Consider the following 20,797-nt stretch of genomic DNA (forward strand, 5'->3'; position numbering starts at 1 on the left):
GTATTTCCTAATAACGTATAGTAACAAATAACATGAATGGAGTTGAGGCTATGGAAATGGAGAAAAAGGATACAGGCAAGCCTTCCCTACTGGGAATGTTTTGGAGGCCGAATGAACAGTTTGAAAAAATCTATCAGCAGCCAAAAATTTGGGGAGCTCTTGGAATTATTACGCTCATCTATGTTCTTGCAGCTAGTTTGTCTGCACTGACGATGAAGGCAGAGGATATAGTTGTACCAGGTACACTCTCTCTGGAACAAGCAGAATTAGTCTTGCCACTTACCAAATTTACAACAGCGGTTGGCGGACTTTTTGCACCGATTTTTGGAGTTTTGATTTCTACTGTCATTTATTTTATCATTGTTAAAATTGCTAGTAAGAATACAACTTTTAAACAATTATTTTCAATGAACACTTATATTTTGGTCATTGGTGCAGCGGGTCTCTTATTGAACAATCTAATTCAATACTTAGTTGGTCAGAATTCAGATATTTTTTACACAAGTCTTGGAGGAGTATTGGGCAGTGACTCACCTGTTCTTTCAACTTTTGAAGTATTTAGCATTTGGCAATTAATTTTAGTTGCGTTTGGTCTTCATAAGGTTGGCCAGCTTTCAAAAGGAGCTGCATGGACGATCTCCATTGTCTTCTTTCTTTTGGGTCTTGGAATGGGCTTCATTGCCGAAACTATTCAAGGAATTACAGGTATTTAATGTTAAAAATTGCTCTTTCCATTTATGTGGGAGGGGCTATTTTTTTTGTGCATGTCTGCGTTTATGGAAAAAATGGGCGGGGTAAAGAATATGTAAAATGCAATGGTGGTGATTGTTGTGGAACAGTCCAAACACGTGTTAAGAGCATATAAGATTAAGAGAGGTGACACAGTCTGCTCCATCGCTCGTGAATTTAACATCTCCATTATTTCTATATTAAAGGTCAACCAACATAAAAATCCGAAACAACTCACGATAGGTGATACCCTCGCCGTACCGATGGAGGAATTGGCGTGAATTTTGAAAAAGGTGGTAGCCATTGGGCTATCACCTTTTCCTTTATTGAAGCATATTCCCTTGCCCATCAGCAGGGTCAAACGCATTTAATAAATGTTGCATATCTTGTCCGCTGAACTGTGGGACTTGATAGTAGCCTTTTTTGTTTTGGTATAAAAATAGTTCATACGCCATTTCAATATGGTTCGGAACGCTGTCAGCAATCACGCGGCGAACCACTGGATTATTACACTCCGTCGCAGCCATCGTCATACAGCTTGAGAGGGACTTCATGCAGGACATCATCACACCGGAAACGCATTTATCACCAATTTGCGATGCTTGTTGATTTGGCTTTGTCGGTTTGTCGCCGGTTAATCCAAATTGAACTTCATTTGATTGATTCATTTTATAGACGGCTGTTTGCTTAGATGGTTCCTGTCCTGTTTTAAAAGATTCAAGCAAAATATTGTATTCTTCGGTCATGAACTGTCTTTGTCTTTGAAGTATATCCTTAAGGTCTTGGTCTGTAATATGTTCCTCGCACATCAAATATTCATTAAAAGCCCCAACTAAGCCATGTAACACCTCGTGTGTAGCCATGACTTCATGTGCACCATGATTATTCATTTGCCCAGTTGGTTGCTGCTCATTTTGGTTAAACTGCTGTTGCATAAAAAGTACCCCCTAGAATTTTTTTAACATCATTATTATGAGGAAAGGGGCAATCAATCATGCATTAAATCTCTCGTTGATGTCTCGAGACATAAGGATTTCCTTTCACCCAAAATCTCCAGGGATAGTCCTTTGCTTCGCCACTATTTTCAATGCCTATTCTCTTGCCTGATGCAATTTCGTCTGGTAAAACACCTTCAGCAATCATTATTGGAGGTTCTTGAAATGAGCGGCCGTAATCATCCATCGTGATGCCAAGAGCCTTTGTTAATTTTCCAGGTCCATTCGTCAAATTTCTAAGAACTGTTGTCTTCCTTCTCGTTTCCATTAAAGGAATACCGGAAAAAGGTTCAATTGCCCGAATCAAAATAGCCTCGGGCTTTTCTTTTTCACCACTCACGACATTGACCAAACAATGGGTATGCATCCTATATGTATAAGCGATTCCTGCTTCACCGAACAATACTTCTGTCCGTTTCGTTCTTCTGTTTTGAAAACTGTGTGCAGCCTTATCCTCTGGTCCCATATAGGCTTCCGTCTCTACGATATAACCGGAAGCAACTCCGTCTAAGCTCTCTTTAATGAGGAGACAACCAAGTAGCTGTTTGGCCAGTTCAATCGTAGGCTGTTGAAAAAATTCTTTTGATTTAAGCCGAATTTGAAATGGTTCTTCGTTATTTAAAAAGGTATCCATCAAAAGCCTCCTTTAATGGAGTTTCTCGTTATGTTCAAGTATAATAACATTGTTTACTAGGAGGGAAAGCATGAACAAGAAAATTGGATTTATTGGGTCCGGAAAAATGGCCCAAGCTATGATAAAAGGAATTTTGTCATCTGCTACTTATGCCCCTGAACAAATTAAAGTTAGTGCAAAGTCAGATGAAACACTTAATAAGGTTAAGAGGCAATATTCAGTTCATGCGACAAAGGATAATACTGAAGTTGCGAGATGGGCAGATATCCTTTTCCTTGCTGTGAAGCCTGATATACATAAGGAAGTAATCCAAGAAATTAATGCAGTCGTTGCAGAACATACCATTATTATAACCGTTGCTGCAGGAATTACATTGGATGACCTAGAAAGTGATTTTGGGAAAAAGATTAAAGCTGTGCGCACAATGCCAAATACGCCTTCATTTGTAGGGGAAGGAATGAGTGCGCTCAGCATAAATGATAGGGTCACTTCCGATGACCTTGAACAGGTTTTAGCTATTTTCCGTTCTTTTGGAGAAGTGGAAGTGGTAGCGGAGAAATTAATGGATAGTATTCCGGCGATTAGTGGCTCTTCTCCGGCCTATGTCTATATGTTTATTGAAGCACTTGCTGATGGCGGTGTGAAGGATGGTATTCCAAGAGAGCAAGCGTATCGACTTGCGGCACAAGCCGTTTTAGGCGCTGCTAAAATGGTTTTAGAAACTGGCATGCATCCCGGCGAATTAAAGGACCAGGTTTGTACACCGGGTGGAGCAACGATCGAAGCAGTCTCTGCTCTAGAACTGAATGGATTCCGCTCAGCTGTTTTACAAGCAATGGAAAGCTGTACGAAAAAAATAAAAAATCTTTAAAAGTGGGGGATTACTTTGGAAAAGATTAAGCTAACTGATGACTTGTCATTTTCTCGCATGATTCATGGATTATGGCGACTGAATGATTGGAATCTCAAGGACCAAGAATTAGTAACGTTAATTGAAGAATCTTTAGAGCTAGGCATTACAACCTTTGATCATGCTGATATTTACGGGAATTATCAAAATGAAGCTATTTTTGGGAGAGCACTAGCACTAAAACCTTCTCTTAGAGAAAAGATGGAGATTGTAACAAAGTGCGGGATCAAGCTCCTATCCAATCAACGTCCTGAGCATGAGGTCAAGCATTACGATACTAGCAAAGAACATATCATTAAAAGTGCTGAGAACTCATTAAAGAATTTACAGACGGATTATGTGGATGTGCTCCTTATACATCGTCCTGATCCGGCAATGGACCCAGAAGAAGTGGCTGAAGCATTTACACTTTTAAAGGAACAAGGAAAAGTAAAACACTTTGGGGTTTCGAACTTTACACCATCTCAATTTGATATGCTTAGTAGCTATTTATCCTTTCCGTTAGTAACAAATCAAGTGGAGATTTCTGTGAGTCACTTGGAAACATTCCAGGATGGAACAATCGAACATTGTTTACAAAAGAGAGTGGCTCCAATGGCATGGTCACCAGTTGCTGGTGGGAAAATTTTTAACGCTACTGATGATAAATCCTTACGTATCAAGAAGGCTTTACTTGAAGTTGGAGAGGAGCTCGGTACGAAGGAATTAGCTAAGCTTATGTATGCTTGGTTGCTTCATCATCCAGCGAAAATTATGCCGGTTATTGGTTCAGGTAAAATCGAGCGAATTCGCTCTGCAGTTGAAGCTTTATCGATTAAAATGACGCGCCAGCAATGGTACAAAATTTGGATTGCTTCAACAGGTACAGACGTAGCATAATTGAAAACCAAAAGGCTTGGAGTTTTCCAAGCCTTTTCATTGTAGATTGAGATATTCAATTAATCTTCGGAAGTCTTCGTTTCCTGTTTGGTGCCTTTACTCTTATACGGCTTCGCACTCTTCGCTCTATTTGCGCTCGCCTGCCAACGATTCCAGCCTTTTTTACCTGTCCCTCTGCCTGTTCCACTCTTACTCTTAGCCTTACTCATGGAATCATCTCCGTTGTCCTTGTATATTTCCTGTAGCGAAAAACTACGGATAATTTCTTAGCGTGATGCTTTGGGTGGCTGGCAAACATCGCATTTACGTTGGTGATTATTTTTAAACTTCGTAAATGTTTTTTCAAACTCATTCCCACATGCACATTTAAATAATAGCTTTTGAGAAAATCCTCGATATTCTGTTGTTAATAGCTTGCTTTCTGAATTTTTCTCAACAAATTCTTTAATTGAACTGATTGTCCAGCGTTTGTTCATTTTCTTGCACCTCGTATTTACTATGTTCAGTCTCCATTATGGAAAGCCTCTTTGATATTTTGGAGTGAGATATTCATATCTACTCTTCTAAAGCATACTTTCTAACCTTAACATGAATTTGAACGTAGCGCTCCTGTTATTTTTAAAATATAGAGTCCTTTTTTGAACTACCCCTACCTAAAATCCAAATGGATTTTTGAGGAAGGGGATTCCTAAAAAAGCTACTAAAGGATTTAGTAGACCACCACCCGTTCAACTAGGCAATGGGTTTTCTACTTTTCACCTTTGACAAACCTTTTTCCTCCAAGTCTGAAAGAGCCCCTTGAGAAAAGAGTTGATTCAACGAATCAATCTTGTCGTAGGAAAAAAGTTCTATCTGATAGAATGCATGTTTACGCACATCAGACAGGCATGACGAAACCCACTTCCACTGCGCCCAGTGATGTAGACCTGCTATCTTCTCCGGTAACAGGGAATGCAACACTGGTGGAAGCGTTTCTTTGAATCCCATTGCACGTCGTGCAATGACATAAGAAGCAGCTTGATGAATCGAAATTCCCAATCGCTTCATATATTTGATTTTGCCAATTTGGGAGGTGTAGGCTGGGTTCACATCAAACACGGCTACCCCCATTTTCTCTGCTCGGTTTTTAATGGCAGAAATCATTTTATTGTAAGCAAATTGACTCATCGCTTTATTGGCTTTTCTATTGCCGTATGGATGAGAAACTTTTGATTGGGTGGTATTTAATTTTTCCAAAGCAATAGGTTTATTTAACTTCATCGCTAAATCAACAATAACGACTGCTTTGTTTTCAATGATTTTGGTGATTTGTTCAGATGTTTTTCCTTCCAAATCGAAAGAAAACACACCTGATTTTATCAGTTGACCTTTTGCATTAATATTGGACCATGCGATATGGTCTACATTTAAATCAAGGCCTAATAAGCCGTCTGCCCGACTATGATTTTTATGAGGATTCTCTGGCACATAAACTATGCATTTGAAAATATAGTAGTCCCCATGGTCTTCGACAGACCACGCGATGGGTTTGCCATATTTCTTTTTGTTTTTGCAGCTCATCTGTGTTTCAATTGCGTGGTTAACCTGTTCTTGACCATATGGAAATACAAGGTTTTCAATATCTATCTTAGTACCATCCGGGGTTGTGAAATGAAGTTCTCGCGTCTCTGGAATATAACAAAATACAAAATTGCCGACCTTGGCATCTTTTCGGCCACTAATGGTCATTTGATTGTATCGAGATCGTTCCCAATCTTTTCGCCATTGTTGGTGATCATATTGATAGTTCTCTTTTGTGTGTTGAGCCTTGAATAACTTCTTCGTGCCAAAAACTACACTGTTACTATTATTTTTCAAACTTCTTATCTGTTTTTGCAACCTATCTAATCTGAAATCTAGCCGACCTAATTTTCTTTTAAAAAAAGCGATTTGAGAATCTAAATAGTCATGTTCAAATTGGTAAGCATGATAGTATATGTCAGTTCTAAATTTAAATTTCACCACGAAAAAATGTCCAATTTGTTGTTCTCTGGCGGTTTGATTGAATTTTGGACTTCCGTTTACAAAGGATTGTTTGATTTTTAAAAGAATCGTTAGATGGCGTTTGGTTGATTTCATTTTCTTTTTAACCGAAGTGAGTTGAATTTCTTTGTTTTCGATATACATTTTTTGAAGTTCCTTTTGCGATTTGAGCAAGGCGTTTGCTTCTTGAACAGCACTCCCGGCATAATGATCATTCAATTGAAAACGTTCTTTTACGATAAGGTGAAGCGATTTTTTTCTCCTCGATTCATTCGAACGTTTTTCTAATACTTGCGTATGAAATGCGAAGTGCTTAGAACGACTGAACAAAAGAAGGGTATGAGAAATAGAGTCGTTAAATATTTCACGTAACGTATTTTTGTATACACGAGTAGAAAAATAGGTTTTCCTCATTTCTCAACCACCTCAAAAGGAACGTTTGTTCTCGCTTTTATTTTACCAAAAATTCAAAACCTTGTCCCTTTGTTTTTATTTAATTTTGAAAATAGACACAAAAAGCGATTCATCTTCTCCCTACGTTGTTGAGGAAGGAGTCTTCTCGCTAGTGTTGATAAAAATAGGATGTGAAATGTTCTAGGAAATTATGTTTAAGTCAAAAGCATAGAAATAGAGACCAAATCAATGATTTGGTCTCCAACTTGAAACTATTGTGTGAGATTTTCGATCCGATTCATTAAACTCGTAACATCACTAATCGTTGTGAAAATCTGTGAATTCTCAAGCTTATCTAGTGCGAGATGCCCGTTTTCAAGTACCTTATTGATTTCTTCCAGGAGTAACTCATTCTTACTTACTAATTCCTGATGAATGTCCTCCGCGATAGTAGGAATATCGCTCAAAGCGATGAATTCCTCGATTTCTGTTTTTAAGGTAGAAAGCTGGGATTGTAGCTCGGTTACTAATTCAGGATTGCTTAAGGCATTTTCTACTAATTGTGGGGCTTCTTCAGCAAAAGTATTTAAACGTTCGATATGCTCTGTTGTAACGCCGACATAATCGAGAGTATCGTTAACCTCATTGAAAAATGAACAGCCACTTAATAGCATAGTAGCCAAGATTATCATGATGGTGAATTTCTTCATCTCATTCTCCCTTCTTGATTCGCTTTTTAAGTACGCTCTCTATACATACGTTTGACGTGGAAAAAGGTTTCGTTACATAGATATCTCTTGATAAGAATACAGGTCCGACGTAAAATGGGGTGAATAAAACAATGATTAAATTTGGAGGATTTGATTTTTGTGACTTTAGGACCTCGCGTTATAAAAACGGGAATTGCAGTTACGCTTGCATTATACATATGCTCTTTGTTTCATATGGAATCAGCTGTATTCGCCGGTGTTGCCGCGATTTTTACCATTCAGCCTTCGATTTATCGAACATGGAAACAAATCTGGCATCAGGTTCAAACGAATACATTAGGAGCCATTATTGCTTTATTGGCACTGTACTTTCTTGGCAATGATCCGATTGCCATCGGACTTGTCATGATCATTGTGATTTTAGTTAGCTTAAAGCTAAAAATGGCAGAAACTATTTCTCTTACGCTTGTGACAGTGCTCGCGATTATGAGTGCACCGGGAAATGAAGATTTATTATTTGCCTTGCATCGATTTGGCATCATTTTAATTGGGATGGCATCTGCCTTATTCGTCAATGTAGTGATTTACCCGCCTAATTACAGGAAGAATTTCATTGTAAAAGTGAATGAGGTTTTTCAAAACATGTCTATTCTTATGAGGACGGCTATTTCAAATGAAATGACAGAAAAATCATTCCACGATCAAATGAAGAAGTTAGAGAAGGATCTGCTAAAGTTGGAGGAGCAATTTAAGTTATTTGATGAAGAACGAGAGAAGATGGCGAAAGTCAATCAAATGGATTTACGAGAAATCGTTGTCTTCAAACTCATGGTAAAATCGCTCCAACAAGGATTTCTTGTTTTAGAAAGCATCGACGATTTCTATTTTCAATGTAAGCCAAAAGACGAAGATGATCTGATATTTGATCAACAACTAGAGCATTTAATCAAATTGCATGAATTAATTTTACTGAAATACGATGGGAAAATAAAAATGGATGAAGAACATCAGCTGGAAGAGGAATTACTAAATCAAACAAGTGAATTCTTGCAAAAAAGTATTGGTTCACTGGGTGATAATGAAGAAAGACAAATTCCTCTTGTCGTCATCAGCTCAGCGATTTATCAGTATGCCTTCCAAATGAATCGTCTTGATCGACTCATTGAGCAATATATGAAGAGAGGAAAATAGAAAGCGGGACGGGCTAACGTACCCGCTTAGCTCTTCTCTAATACAACGTCAGAATCCACTATTAAAACTACATCAAGTTAATCCACATTTAGTTAATTTTCAAACTTAAGTGTCACAAAATGAATCTCCAAACGACTGATAAGGTAAGAAAGAAAAAAAGTAGGTGAACAATGATTGGACGGAAAAAAGGAAGAGCTTATCCTAAAATGGTATGAACAATACTATGCTGATATTTACCGGTTTATTTTGTATATGATCGGGGATATGGATTGTTGTGAGGATTTGATACACGATACTTTTGTCCGTGCATTTTCAGCTTATGAACGTTTTGAACAGAGATCTAGTGTGAAGACATGGCTATTTAGTATTGCGCGGAATTTAGTCATTGATGAGATTCGAAGACGAAAAAGAAGAAGGCTTTTTATGAGATTTACTCAACATCATGAGCTGTCTTCATCTTTTAGTTTAGAACAAGAATTTGTAAACAAAGAATCAATACTTGAACTAATGACTCAGATTGGTCAGTTGAAACCAATTTATCGAGAAGTTGTGATTTTGAAAAAAATTGAAGAGTGCTCGACAAAAGAAATTGCAGAGATTCTAGACTGCTCAGAGACAAAGGTAAGAAAGACGTTATCAAGGGCACTTCAAGAGTTGAGAACAATGTATCGTTTGGAAGGAGGAGAAGGGATTGAACAAACCATTGGATGAGAAAGAAAAATGGATTCTATTAAAATCGTTCAATCCTTCATATGTACAGAAGGAAGTTACAAGAAAAAGGATCCACAATTCCATATCTCAAAAGACCTCTACACATGGTCCACACCTATTTTTACAATGGAAAGGAATCTTGGCTACGTGTGTGCTATTTGTTATATGTGGGGGCCTGATATGGCATTTAATTGGGGAAAACAAAAGTAACAGAAGTCTATTTACTTGGGCTCTTAGTGATGTTCATGGTGAGAGTATAAATGAAGAAATCATTTTATATCGTGAAGAAGAGGAAGTTCCAGTAGGGAAAGTTAAAGTGGTCACCGAGGATGAAAAGAATCAAATTATTCGTAGTAGTCCCATGTTTGTTAATGAACAATTAGACAATTTTCCTTATCCAACAACAATGTATATTGAACATGTTAAAACGATTGATACTATGCAGAGATACCACTTTTTTATTGAAGATATTAATGGGAAATCTATTTATTTTTCTTTTGACTACCCAAAACTTGAGTATGCAGAGATATTTGATGCAATGTATTCACTAAGATTAAATGGGAGAGAACCGCATATCTATCAAGAACAGTTATATGTACGTCATGGCTATGGTGAGATGATTTTTCCAGTGGGGTTGCAACCATTAACAATTGATACAGATAAGGAAGTATATCTTTGGGAAGAAGCCACAAATGAAGGCTTTATTGCATATTTAAATCAGGTCGAACAGAGATTACCAGCATGGAAGAGAGAAGGTAACACATTTATTTGGTTTAATGGAGAAAATACGATAAAAGTTACGTTGGATAATAAGGAATTAACCTATGAATTTACCTATGCAAATACTGAAGAATGAAAAAGACCCATCAGGGCCGTATGTTGGTCCTAATAGGTCTCTTTTTATTAATGCGGCAAGAATGCCAATTGATAGAAGAACAATACTGCAAAAACGTAAATGATTGGGTGAACTTCACGCCATTTTCCTTTAGCGATTTTGATAAGTGGGAAAGAAATGAACCCTAGTGCAATTCCAGTTGCGATACTTGAAGTTAACGGCATTGCTAAAATTGTTAAGAAAGCGGGGAATGCTTCATCTAATTCATTCCACTTAATTTTAGCAACTGAACCCATCATTAAGCTTCCTACGATGATTAACGCTGGTGCAGTGATAGCTGACAATCCAGAAACCGCACTTACTAACGGGCCAAAGAAAGCAGATAGGATAAAGAGAATTCCAACTGTTACTGACGTTAGTCCGGTACGTCCACCTGCTGCAACTCCTGATGATGATTCAATGAAAGCGGTAGTTGGACTAGTTCCGAACACGGCTCCAACAGTTGTACCGATTGAATCGGAAAGTAATGCTGTTTTTGCACGAGGCAATGAATTACCTTTCATTAAACCTGCTTGCTGGGCAACTCCAACCATTGTTCCAGTTGTATCAAAGATTGTAACAAGTAAAAATGAGAACACGACTGCATATAAGCTATGCTCGAACACTTGGCCAATTGCGTCAATCGGATTAAGAACAATTAGTCCTTCAGGTAACTTCGGTAATGACACGAAACCTTGGTCAAAGGATAGGTTACCAGTAAAGTAAGCAACAATCCCTGTAACGATCATCCCAATGAATAACGCCCCGTGTACCCGCAAGCTCATTAAAATCAATGTGACTGCAAGACCGATGATCGTTAAATAAGCGGAAGGCTGGTGCAGATCTCCTAGTGCTACTAAGTTAGAAGGATGCGCTGTAATAAGTCCAGTTAAGCGCAAACCGATGAAAGCAATAAATAAACCGATACCTGCGCTAATTCCGTGCTTTAGATTTTCTGGAATAGCTTCAATTAACATATTTCTGAATGGTGTTAATGAAAGAATGACAAAAATAATACCTGCAATAAACACAGCTGCAAAAGCTGTAACATAGTCGATATTTCCATGACTACCAACAACAGAATAAGCGAAATATGCATTTAACCCCATACCAGGTGCAATCGCAATTGGATAATTAGCGAATAGCCCCATCCATAAAGTACCGACAACTGCTGCAATAATTGTCGCAGTGAATACTTGATCAAATGGTACTCCAGCATCTGCTAAAATAATCGGGTTCACGACTACGATATATACCATTGTTAAGAATGTTGTGATCCCGGCTAAAATTTCCGTTCTCGCATTCGTTTGATGTTCTTTTAACTTAAACATGATTAACCTCCAAAACACGAACGTTTTAAAAACACATTCTCTATAATATTCGTTTTGTAGGTGGATTTCAAGCACAAAATCGAATATCATAAAATTATCTAATGTTCTTATTATTTGCAGTGTTTGTAATATTATTTGTTGATTATTCAGCACTCCAAGGGGGATATGCCATTGTTTAAACATATTCAAGGATTACGAATAGAACAGCAAGTCGAGCTATTAACGAGAGAATTAATTAAGATGCATAGCTATTCAGGGACAAATGGAGAAATACATAAAGCAGAGTGGCTCTTCAAACTTTTTCAATCCTTTCCTTATTATCAGGCATATCCGGATTATCTAATCCTTCAGGAGATTGAAACTGATCTTTATAAGCGGAAAAATGTATTTGCTTTGTTAAAGTCGCCTAACAATACAACCAAAACCATAATCTATTTTGCTCATTTCGATACAGTTGGGACAGAGGATTTCGGTGCGATACAGGCTATTGCTCATAATCCAGATGCTCTCGAAACGTATTTTTCTACCTATGAGAATAATGTGGATGTGATGGCAGATGCTCAATCAGGTGAATGGCTTTTTGGAAGAGGCTCATTGGATATGCAAAGTGGGGTGGCTGTCCACCTCGTGAATCTTCTTTATTTTTCCGAGCATATGGACGAACTCGACGGAAATATTTTAGTCATGTTCAATCCGGATGAAGAACGTCAGCACACAGGGGTAAGAGGGGCGTTATCGGAATTAATTCACCTTAAGGAAAAATATAATTTGGAGTACGTGGCAGCGATTAATAATGATCTAATCTCTCCACTTTATCCGGAGGATACTAACAAATATATATACACAGGTACCGCTGGTAAGCTTCTTCCGTGCTTTGCTGTTTTCGGAAGAGAGGCACATGTGGGGGAAAGTCTAACAGGAATAGACCCTACTACTATCGCGTCTGAGATCAATCTTAGAATCAATCAAAATCTCGACCTAGTTGAAAAAATGGAAGGAGAGCTCGTTCTTCCACCAAGCTGTCTGTATTTCAGAGATGATAAAAAGCAGTATGATGTACAAACTGCATTGAGCGCGCGTTTATACTTTAATTACTTTTATTATGAAAAGACACCTCAGGCAGTGCTAACTGGGTTAGTAAAAATTGCAGAAGAGGCTTGTCATGAGTTTGAAGACAGACTCAAAACAAGCTATTCTGAATTCGTCCAACTTAATCAACTACCTAAAAGGGAACTGAACTGGTCAGTAGAGGTTACGACTTTAGAAAACTATATCGATTATTTACAGAAGTTAGGGATAAACGAAATAGATAGAATAATAGATGAACATCAGAATACAGATTCAGATGCAAGAGAGGTAGCCTTTGAAATAGTAGAGGCATTGCAAAAATTAGATCCCGAAAAAAAGCCGAGGGTCATCATTTTCTTTGCACCACCATTCCTTCCGTCTAATTATTTGAAACTAAGTAATGAGAGGGGGAGCTCTCTTTCTGAGAAAATTCAGGCTGTTCTTGAGAAAGAAGCTACTGAAACAGGAGAAACTTTTAAACTACGAAAATATTTTCCTTATTTATCAGATGGTAGCTTCCTGTCTTTTGAAGGGTCAGAAGAGGAGATTCGCTCACTTAAGCGAAACTTTCCAGCAATGGATATGTTATTCCCAATCCCATTAGAAAAAATGAAGGCATTAAATATTCCTGCCTTTAATGTCGGTGTCTATGGCAAGGATGCACACAAATGGACAGAACGAGTCTACAAGCCTTATAGCTTTGGGTACCTTCCAGGATTAATTAGAGCGATCACTAAGGCATTATTAAAATAGAAGAACCGCTTCGCATTTGAAGCGGTTCTTTCGTTATATTTTTCTAGTCTCAAAGAAGAAGTCTTTAGAGAGCACGAGTCCGACAATGTATAAACCAAAAGCAATATAAGCTGGAAGTAGGTGAATAAACGTAGTGTAACCTATGAAGAAATGAGTTAAAAGGCCAGCAGAGAATGCCGGAATACCTCCGATTAGAAATGTGTACCAAACCCATCGTTCCCCTTGGTGGAATCCCCATAGAGACAGAGTGAGGACTAGCAAGCCGACGCTAATAAGGGCACCACCAAATCCAGCCCGATCATGTGCAATTACGGGAATCAATTTTTCCGTCATCGCATTTAGTTGTTCAGGTGTCATGCAAATATATAGGATATCAGTTGAAACAAAGACGTTTGTTATGCCGATGGTTGAAATTACAATTCCGCCAAGGATAAAAGCGAAGCCTAGGATCACAAAGGCAAGTTGTCCCCAAGTTCCTTTTTTCCAAGCTGGATGGTTCGTACGATTGATGGAAGTTGAAACCTCACGGGCATTCTTTGTTTTCTTCCAACCAAGATAGAAAACAGGTAAGAGAATCGCCCAAAATAATCCGTGCAACCAATCGAAATAACCATAGCCTATAAAAAATAATATCCCGAAGAAACCAATGATGGCAGCAATATTAATCGCTTTTCTCGCCCAATGGATTCCATACCTAACTCCATTCCGAGCTAGCTGCATATACAATAAACCACCCGAAATCATCGTTCCAGCTAGTGTCATCCGGTCATGTGCCATGAAATTGATGATTTTTGGATTGAGAGCCACAATTTGTTCACGAGTTAATTGTAAAAATGCTTCGTCATAGGAAAGGATGACGGAGGTCATGCTAAAACCTAAGGCTAATAAGCCTCCTACGAAAATAAAGAATCCAAACAACCAGTACCATTGCCAGCCACTATGTTCAACTTGTGTATGTTCATGATCCAATAGGGCCTCATTAATTCGTTTTGGAAGCCCAGGACCTGTCATCACATACCCACTTGAAAGGAACAAGAGATCGGCTCCGTGTTCAAGATAAAGTAATGCGTCATTAGGTTCGTAAATTGCTCCAGACACAATCGTTGGGATATCTGATAATTCCTTTAATGCTAGGACCATTTCGGAAGTTTGGTCTTTAGGTGAAAATTTCATTTCACCTTGCTTCATGAAGTTTTCTTCAAGGACGATGCCGTCGATAAAACCGCAACGAAATAGTTGCTCTATGTATGCTCTACTTTCTTTCGCTTTCGTAACGGGCATTGATAAAAGGATTCTCGTATTTCCATGAATCGCTCTGAGCTCCTCGAATTGTTCTATATTTAAGGCATCCTCGATAATGATTCCGTCGCTAAAAGGAATTAATGACTCTATTAATAAGAACAGTTCTTTCAAACTATCAGTCTTTGCAATCCGAATGAAGAGAGGTTTATCATAAGTTTGAATTTGTTGTAGTTTTCGTATCGTTTTTTCAAGACCAATAGATTCTAAGGAATTTGGGAAAAAGATCTGCTCGTTCTGGAAGGAAGCATGACGTTCCAAATGTGGTTCAAGGGTAACAGGACCAATCTCAATAAATCCGAATCCTAAATGGGAAAAGGCACAAGTACCAGTTAATTGTGGGTCAACCTTTCCACTTAATCCAACAGGGCTTGCAATGGGAATACCAAGAAAATCCCGTTTTAGATGGTTGGAAGGAGCCATATGTCCAAGAAATTCGATGAACCGAGACCCTCCAGGTACGGATGCGATGAAGCTCATTCCGCGATGAATGAACTCCCTGCCCATAGAACCTGGTAACCTCGAAACAATTGGTTTAAAGAGTGGATGATACGACCAATCAGGCATGGGTATCACCTCCTAGAAAATATCTTTTCTCTAATCATACACGAATGAAGTTTTCTAATGAATTGTTATTTCGTAAATGTCAGAAGCCTTTGCGAAAAGAGTCCTGAAATGGACATAAAAAAAATGGCCAAGTTATAAAAACTCGACCATTTATATTTAGAAAAATAAGTTAAGAATCAAATAACAGATTCCAGCTAACAATGCTGAGATTGGTAAAGTAATGACCCATGTAACAAGCATTCTTTGAGCAGTTCCCCATTTAACACCTTTGACACGGTGAGCTGAACCAACTCCAAGAATAGATGAAGAAATAACGTGGGTTGTACTTACTGGTAAATGAATAAACGTTGCTCCAAAAATAATCATAGCACCGGTTAAATCCGCAGCAACCCCATTTACAGGACGGATCTTCATAATCTTTCCGCCAACAGTCTTAATAATTTTCCATCCACCAACAGAAGTTCCAAGTCCCATTGCAATCGCACAGGATAATTGAACCCAAAACGGAATATCATCGGTTGTAACATACTGATTAGCCATTAAGGCCATTGTGATGATTCCCATTGCCTTTTGAGCATCATTTGTACCATGTGTATAGGATTGTAAAGCTGCTGTCCCAATTTGAATGAAGCGAAAATTACGATTTGTTTTTGAAAGATTATTGTTCTTAAATAGCACCTTAAAAATACTGTATACAATAAATCCAACTACAAAAGCGATAATTGGTGAAAAAATAAGAGCCTCAATAATCTTAATAAAACCTTTTAAATTCAAAGCTTGAAACCCAGCTGCAGCAATGGCAGCACCGGCGATAGAGCCGATAATCGCATGGGATGAGCTTGATGGAATTCCATAATACCAAGTAATTAAGTTCCATGTAATCGCAGCAATCAGGGCTGCTAATATAACAACCGAACCGTTTTCTAAGGTAAAAGGGTCGACGATATCTTTTGTAATTGTTTTAGCAACGCCTGTAAAAGAAATCGCTCCAATAAAATTCATCGTAGCTGCAAGAATGATAGCTTGTCTTGGGCGTAACGCTTTCGTTGACACAGCGGTAGCGATGGAGTTGGCAGTATCATGAAATCCATTAATAAAGTCAAATGCTAATGCCCCAATGACGATTAATACTGTAAGTATAAGAATAACATCCATGACATGACTCCTTAGGCATTTTTCATAATAATGGTTTCAAGTGTATTAGCTACACCTTGGCAATGATCGGCAATTTCTTCTAATGTTTCATAGATTTCTTTGTATTGGATAATACGAATTGGGTCTTTTTCAACTGAGAACAAATGCTTAATTGATTGGCGTAAGATGCCATCACATTTGGATTCGTAATCTTTAATTTTTATCGCGTGTTCACGAACTTGTAGGAGTTTTTTATTGGTAACTAGATCAATGGAAACTTCGATTTCGTCTGCACATGCGCGCAAAGCTTGAACAAATTTCACCATGAATTCATCCGCTTGAGTAATGGAGTACATTTCAAACATTGCTGCACAAGCTTCAAATCCATCGAGTACATCATCCATACTCATCGCTAATTGAAGAATATCTTCACGTTCAATCGGAGTAATAAATACTTTATTCAATTCTTGAATCGTCTCGTGAACATATGTATCGCCTTTTGTTTCGTAATCTTTGAGTGTTTCAAAAAAGACTTTTAGATCATTCATATTTTGAAGCTTATAATCAGCAAAGTAATGGGCGCTCTCTCTTAAATTCGTTGAGATATCCTTAAGCAAAACCATTAGCTTGTCCTGTTTTTTGTTGAAAACCATTATTTGACCTCCAATTATTAATAACCTTTATATTATAGTTCCAAACGAAATAATTTTATATGAAAAAAGAACAAAAAGAAATAAAATTTACTCGAAAAGTCGGGATTTTTGTTTTAATGTGTAGAAAAATACCTATTTCTAGTAATTATTGTTACATACTGTAAAAACTATGGATATATTACTTTGTGATATATTTCACATTTTATTCAAAACTTACTCGAAAATAAGAATTAATCTAATTATATAATAACTGTAATTGGATGAAATAAATGGAAGGTCGCGACAACTAATATTTCAGCCAATAAATTTCATTGGGGGTATTACCATGAAAAGTATGAAGTTATTATGGACTCTTCTTTTCTCAGCTGTGTTGTTGGCCGCATGTAATACGAAAGAAGATGCTGCTGCACCTGAGAAGGAACAAGCAGCAACTGAAGAACAAGGAGTAGATGCTGAATTAGAGGCAGCGAAGGCAAAGTTTGAGCCTCTTGGTGTAGTGGCTGTACCAGCTAATAACGAATTGACAGATGAGAAAGTTGCTTTAGGAGAAATGCTATATTTTGATGAAAGACTTTCAGGTAATAATAAATTGAGCTGTGCATCCTGTCATGCTCCAGCTGCAGGATATGCCGATGGCCTACAAAAATTCATTGGATTCGAAGGATTTAATGGAGCAAGAAATAGTCCATCCATTATTAACTCTGCTTATTATAAGGAGAATTTTTGGGATGGACGTGCTGGTAGCTTAGAAGAGCAAGCAGTTGGTCCGATTCAGGCTGAAGGTGAAATGAACCAAAACTTAGGTGAGTTAGTTACTGAACTAAGCGCTGTACCGGGTTATGTCGAAGAATTTAATAAAGTATTCAACGATCAAATCACGGCTGACAATATTGCCAAAGCGATTGCGTCATTTGAGAGAACGATTGTTGTAACAGACACGGCTTTTGATAAATACTTGGCTGGAGATGAAGATGCAATATCTGCCGAGGCAAAAGAAGGAATGAAACTATTCGTTGGTAAGGCAAGCTGTATTTCATGTCATGCTGGACCGCTCTTATCGGATCATAATTATCACAATTTAGGTATGGATGGAGACGACGGTAGATTCGCCGTGACAAACAACGAAAATGACAAAGGGAAATTTAGAACTCCAGGTCTTCGTGGAGTAGCTCATACAGGTCCATATATGCATGATGGCAGCCTTGCAACATTAGAAGAAGTAGTCAATTATTACAATGTAGGTGGAGGAGCTCATCCTAATAAAAGTGAACTCTTGCAACCATTGAGTCTGACAGAGGAAGAAGTTAGCTATCTTGTGGCATTCTTAGAAAGCCTTGGTGGAGAAATACCAGAAGCGAAAAAACCAGAACTTCCACTATAAAAATTACGATAACCTTGGAGAATTGGCTCCAAGGTTATTTTTTAGTTTAGGACGAATTTTGCAAGGGAAAAGAGATTACATACAAAAATTTCGGCTCTTATGCCGTTTATATAAATGGAGCGCCCATCAAATTAATGGGTGCTCTTTTGCATTTACCATTCTACTGGACAAACCACGTCAATTTTTTCAAATGTGAGTGGATGAGTCAATTGGAGTTGCTCAGCATGAAGAGCTAAACGATTACCACTAGGGTTCTCATTATACAATTTGTCACCAATAAGAGGATGACCAATATGGCTAAAATGGACCCGGATTTGATGTGTTCTTCCAGTCTCAAGCTGACATTTTACCTTTGAAAAATCTGGGCTTGATTCGATCACTTGATAGTGTGTAATCGCTTGTTGTCCGTTTGGGGACACTCTTCTTTTCGTAGGGTGGTGTCGGTCTCTCCCAATTGGTTCATTAATCGTTCCCTTTTTGCCTCTTATTTTACCCTCTACAAGAGCAACGTAAGTTCTTTTAATTTTCCGTTCCTCGAGCATTTTATCTAAAATGGAGCCTGCAAGTGCATGTTTAGCAAATAGAATAGCTCCTGAAGTGTCCCGATCTAATCGATGGATATGTTTTACTTGTCGCGACTCACCATTTGCTTGTAGATGAAAGGCAACACCATTTGCTAAAGTATCAGTATCCTCGGGGCTATTTGGATGAGTATTGACTCCAGCGGGCTTATTCACGATAAGCAAGTGTTCGTCTTCAAAAAGGATTTCCAAATCCATATAAGTTGGTGTCACACCAAATTCAACTTCGGAGAAAAGTTTAATACGTAAACGGTCTCCTGTTTTTAGTGCTTCATGCCAGTTCGCAGGGGAACCATTCACTGTGACTTCTTTATTCGTTCTGAATTGATGTGTTAGCTTTTTAGGGGCATTCCAAACATTCCAAAACAAATGCTCGGTTGAAATCCCATTCCAGTCGGATGGTACTATTATTTCGAACCATTCTCCCTTTTTCGATGAAATTTGCATGTTTTTCTCCTTTCGATGGTGCGGAATAATGCTAAAGCTTTGGCGATAATTACCACGCTTTTGACCACAGTACATATGTTATTCTTATCGTATATGACAAATGTATTATAAGGCTATTAAAGGTGGGTTAAAAGTGAAGGTTGTTTTTGCGTCTACACCAGACCAGGAAGAAAAGATAAAGGGACTTATTAAAACGTTTTATCAGGACATTTTTCCTCTTTATTATTCGGATCACGACATTAGAGAATTTGAAGAGATCAACGTATTACAACAATGTCCGCAGTATGGAACTTTAAAGGAAGCATATCAAGTCATCACTAGTCTGCAGACTTTGATTTCAATTCTAGAATCAAATGAGCTACTTCCAAAGTACAAATCCATTTTTCAAACGAATACAGAAATTCTAAAGGATTATGGTATGTTTTTCCCATTTGATTATGAACAATTTTTAGAAGCAAAGCAAATAAAGAATGCCAACTTTAGTGTTTATACGAAAGCTGCAAATGAGTTGTTGATATAAGTAAAAAAAGCTGAGACCAAAAGGTGATGTTTAAAACGACCTCTTGATCCAGCTTTTTTATTTACTGTTTTTATTAAACCAATCTTCGAATACGGCTTCTTCTTGAGAGCCTACGATACGCTCTGCTTCTTTTCCATCTTTAAATTGGACAATTGTTGGAGTTGAAGTAATTCCGTAATCATCCCAACCATCTTCAAACTCAAGTAAATTATATTGAACAAGGTCAATGCCCATTTCCTCAGCAAGTGGAGCAACGACTGGTGTTGTACGTTGACAGTGAGGGCAGTCAGGGCTATAAAAATAAACTGTAACATCTTCATTATTAGCAAGCTTGTCTTCTAAATCCTCAGGTAAAATTAGATTTTGATAATTAGGGTCATCTAATTGTTCAATTGTTAATGGATCCAATGTATCTTTTCCATATTTATTATTATCAGATGAAACCTTTTCTTCATTTTGCATTTTTGTTAAAATCGAAACCCCTGCAAATAATACAATAATGATGACTAAGAAAATAAGTACTTTTTTCAATGATTAAACCTCCTTCGATTTCTTCCAAATCATGAAGCTACAAACAAAAATGATGATAAAAGCAATAAGGGCAAGGAAAGGAATGGTCACAAATCCGAACCAATTTATGTATTGACCAGTACATGGAACACGACCACATGCAGGAGCTACATCAGCTAGAAAAGCAAGCTTTTGAAGCCCGTAGTGATATAAGGAAATACCAGCTCCGATAAGGGATAAAATCATCGTATACAAGGATATACGATAATCCTTCTTAATTGTCGCAATACCTAAAATCACAACCATCGGGTACATTAAAATTCTCTGATACCAGCATAGTTCACAAGGCTCGTACTGTCTAATTTCAGAAAAATACAAACTTCCAAACATAGCAAGAACGGAAGCCGCCCAAGCGACAAAAATCAGCGATTCACGAACATCTTTTTTATCGTTCATATATACTCCTTCTAAAAATTAGTCTCCATTATTTTATGATGTAAGCATA

At 37.8% G+C, this 20,797-nt stretch carries 23 protein-coding genes; 10 read left to right on the forward strand and 13 right to left on the reverse strand.

Features of this window, described 5'->3' with window-relative positions; all coding sequences use genetic code 11:
* Window positions 1–50: 50 nt before the first annotated feature.
* A complete protein-coding gene (gene yknW, locus FAR12_RS18470) occupies window positions 51–713 on the forward strand; it encodes a YknW family membrane protein (protein ID WP_126410264.1) in 663 nt (220 codons plus the stop codon).
* 117 nt (window positions 714–830) lie between these two features.
* A complete protein-coding gene (locus FAR12_RS18475) occupies window positions 831–1,010 on the forward strand; it encodes a LysM peptidoglycan-binding domain-containing protein (RefSeq protein WP_170972250.1) in 180 nt (59 codons plus the stop codon).
* A 42-nt stretch (window positions 1,011–1,052) separates the two neighbouring features.
* On the opposite strand, the gene FAR12_RS18480 is transcribed toward FAR12_RS18475, so the two are convergent.
* Entirely contained in the window at window positions 1,053–1,664 is a 612-nt protein-coding gene (locus FAR12_RS18480; RefSeq protein ID WP_126410266.1) for a spore coat protein, read from the reverse strand.
* Between the two features lie 64 nt (window positions 1,665–1,728).
* Complete coding sequence (locus FAR12_RS18485) at window positions 1,729–2,358, reverse strand: DNA-3-methyladenine glycosylase (RefSeq protein ID WP_126410267.1); 630 nt, start codon at window positions 2,356–2,358, stop codon at window positions 1,729–1,731.
* A gap of 70 nt (window positions 2,359–2,428) precedes the next feature.
* On the opposite strand from FAR12_RS18485, the gene proC reads away from it, so the two are divergent.
* Both proC and FAR12_RS18495 read left to right on the forward strand, forming a co-directional pair.
* Window positions 2,429–3,229 (forward strand): pyrroline-5-carboxylate reductase, encoded by an 801-nt coding sequence (gene proC, locus FAR12_RS18490; protein WP_126410268.1) that lies wholly within the window; start codon window positions 2,429–2,431, stop codon window positions 3,227–3,229.
* A gap of 15 nt (window positions 3,230–3,244) precedes the next feature.
* Entirely contained in the window at window positions 3,245–4,147 is a 903-nt protein-coding gene (locus FAR12_RS18495) for an aldo/keto reductase (protein WP_126410269.1), read from the forward strand.
* Window positions 4,148–4,206: 59 nt separating this feature from the next.
* Here the strand turns inward: FAR12_RS18495 and FAR12_RS18500 are convergent, their stop codons facing one another.
* The 4 genes from FAR12_RS18500 to FAR12_RS18515 all read right to left on the reverse strand — a co-directional run bounded on the left by FAR12_RS18500 (window position 4,207) and on the right by FAR12_RS18515 (window position 7,272).
* Entirely contained in the window at window positions 4,207–4,356 is a 150-nt protein-coding gene (locus FAR12_RS18500; RefSeq protein ID WP_126410270.1) for a DUF3934 domain-containing protein, read from the reverse strand.
* Window positions 4,357–4,413: 57 nt separating this feature from the next.
* On the reverse strand, window positions 4,414–4,623 hold the full coding sequence (locus FAR12_RS18505; protein WP_126410271.1) for a hypothetical protein: 210 nt from the start codon (window positions 4,621–4,623) through the stop codon (window positions 4,414–4,416).
* 256 nt (window positions 4,624–4,879) lie between these two features.
* Window positions 4,880–6,583, reverse strand: a complete 1,704-nt coding sequence (locus FAR12_RS18510; protein WP_246010443.1) for an IS200/IS605 family accessory protein TnpB-related protein — start codon at window positions 6,581–6,583, stop codon at window positions 4,880–4,882.
* A 251-nt stretch (window positions 6,584–6,834) separates the two neighbouring features.
* Window positions 6,835–7,272 carry a DUF6376 family protein gene (locus FAR12_RS18515; RefSeq protein ID WP_246010444.1) on the reverse strand — a complete coding sequence of 146 codons (438 nt, stop codon included), beginning with the start codon at window positions 7,270–7,272 and terminating at the stop codon, window positions 6,835–6,837.
* Between the two features lie 159 nt (window positions 7,273–7,431).
* Between FAR12_RS18515 and FAR12_RS18520 the strand changes: the two genes are divergently transcribed.
* The 3 genes from FAR12_RS18520 (at window position 7,432) to FAR12_RS18530 (ending at window position 10,030) form a co-directional block, all read left to right on the forward strand.
* Entirely contained in the window at window positions 7,432–8,463 is a 1,032-nt protein-coding gene (locus FAR12_RS18520; RefSeq protein WP_126410272.1) for an FUSC family protein, read from the forward strand.
* Window positions 8,464–8,637: 174 nt separating this feature from the next.
* Complete coding sequence (locus FAR12_RS18525; protein ID WP_126410273.1) at window positions 8,638–9,174, forward strand: RNA polymerase sigma factor; 537 nt, start codon at window positions 8,638–8,640, stop codon at window positions 9,172–9,174.
* Window positions 9,155–10,030, forward strand: a complete 876-nt coding sequence (locus FAR12_RS18530) for a hypothetical protein (protein WP_126410274.1) — start codon at window positions 9,155–9,157, stop codon at window positions 10,028–10,030. Before FAR12_RS18525 ends, FAR12_RS18530 begins: the two co-directional genes overlap by 20 nt.
* 47 nt (window positions 10,031–10,077) lie before the next feature.
* Here the strand turns inward: FAR12_RS18530 and FAR12_RS18535 are convergent, their stop codons facing one another.
* Window positions 10,078–11,379 (reverse strand): NCS2 family permease, encoded by a 1,302-nt coding sequence (locus FAR12_RS18535; RefSeq protein ID WP_126410275.1) that lies wholly within the window; start codon window positions 11,377–11,379, stop codon window positions 10,078–10,080.
* A gap of 171 nt (window positions 11,380–11,550) precedes the next feature.
* Between FAR12_RS18535 and FAR12_RS18540 the strand changes: the two genes are divergently transcribed.
* A complete protein-coding gene (locus tag FAR12_RS18540) occupies window positions 11,551–13,200 on the forward strand; it encodes a M20/M25/M40 family metallo-hydrolase (RefSeq protein ID WP_126410276.1) in 1,650 nt (549 codons plus the stop codon).
* Between the two features lie 33 nt (window positions 13,201–13,233).
* On the opposite strand, the gene FAR12_RS18545 is transcribed toward FAR12_RS18540, so the two are convergent.
* The 3 genes from FAR12_RS18545 to FAR12_RS18555 all read right to left on the reverse strand — a co-directional run bounded on the left by FAR12_RS18545 (window position 13,234) and on the right by FAR12_RS18555 (window position 16,853).
* Window positions 13,234–15,066 (reverse strand): beta/alpha barrel domain-containing protein, encoded by a 1,833-nt coding sequence (locus tag FAR12_RS18545; protein WP_126410277.1) that lies wholly within the window; start codon window positions 15,064–15,066, stop codon window positions 13,234–13,236.
* A 156-nt stretch (window positions 15,067–15,222) separates the two neighbouring features.
* Window positions 15,223–16,221 carry an inorganic phosphate transporter gene (locus tag FAR12_RS18550; RefSeq protein ID WP_126410278.1) on the reverse strand — a complete coding sequence of 333 codons (999 nt, stop codon included), beginning with the start codon at window positions 16,219–16,221 and terminating at the stop codon, window positions 15,223–15,225.
* A gap of 11 nt (window positions 16,222–16,232) precedes the next feature.
* Window positions 16,233–16,853 (reverse strand): DUF47 domain-containing protein, encoded by a 621-nt coding sequence (locus FAR12_RS18555; protein WP_126410279.1) that lies wholly within the window; start codon window positions 16,851–16,853, stop codon window positions 16,233–16,235.
* Window positions 16,854–17,178: 325 nt separating this feature from the next.
* Between FAR12_RS18555 and FAR12_RS18560 the strand changes: the two genes are divergently transcribed.
* Window positions 17,179–18,234, forward strand: coding sequence for a cytochrome-c peroxidase (locus tag FAR12_RS18560; protein ID WP_126410280.1), 1,056 nt, complete (start codon window positions 17,179–17,181; stop codon window positions 18,232–18,234).
* Window positions 18,235–18,386: 152 nt separating this feature from the next.
* On the opposite strand, the gene FAR12_RS18565 is transcribed toward FAR12_RS18560, so the two are convergent.
* Entirely contained in the window at window positions 18,387–19,262 is an 876-nt protein-coding gene (locus tag FAR12_RS18565) for an RluA family pseudouridine synthase (RefSeq protein WP_126410281.1), read from the reverse strand.
* Window positions 19,263–19,395: 133 nt separating this feature from the next.
* Here FAR12_RS18565 and FAR12_RS18570 point away from each other — a divergent pair, with 133 nt between their 5' ends.
* Complete coding sequence (locus tag FAR12_RS18570; protein ID WP_126410282.1) at window positions 19,396–19,782, forward strand: DUF5365 family protein; 387 nt, start codon at window positions 19,396–19,398, stop codon at window positions 19,780–19,782.
* Window positions 19,783–19,839: 57 nt separating this feature from the next.
* Here the strand turns inward: FAR12_RS18570 and FAR12_RS18575 are convergent, their stop codons facing one another.
* On the reverse strand, window positions 19,840–20,313 hold the full coding sequence (locus FAR12_RS18575) for a thioredoxin family protein (RefSeq protein WP_126410283.1): 474 nt from the start codon (window positions 20,311–20,313) through the stop codon (window positions 19,840–19,842).
* Between the two features lie 3 nt (window positions 20,314–20,316).
* Window positions 20,317–20,748: a disulfide oxidoreductase gene (locus tag FAR12_RS18580; protein ID WP_126410284.1), complete on the reverse strand. Its 432-nt coding sequence runs from the start codon at window positions 20,746–20,748 to the stop codon at window positions 20,317–20,319.
* Window positions 20,749–20,797: the final 49 nt, after the last annotated feature.

The sequence above is a fragment of the Bacillus yapensis genome (genome assembly GCF_005280205.1).
Classification (GTDB): domain Bacteria; phylum Bacillota; class Bacilli; order Bacillales; family Cytobacillaceae; genus Robertmurraya; species Robertmurraya yapensis.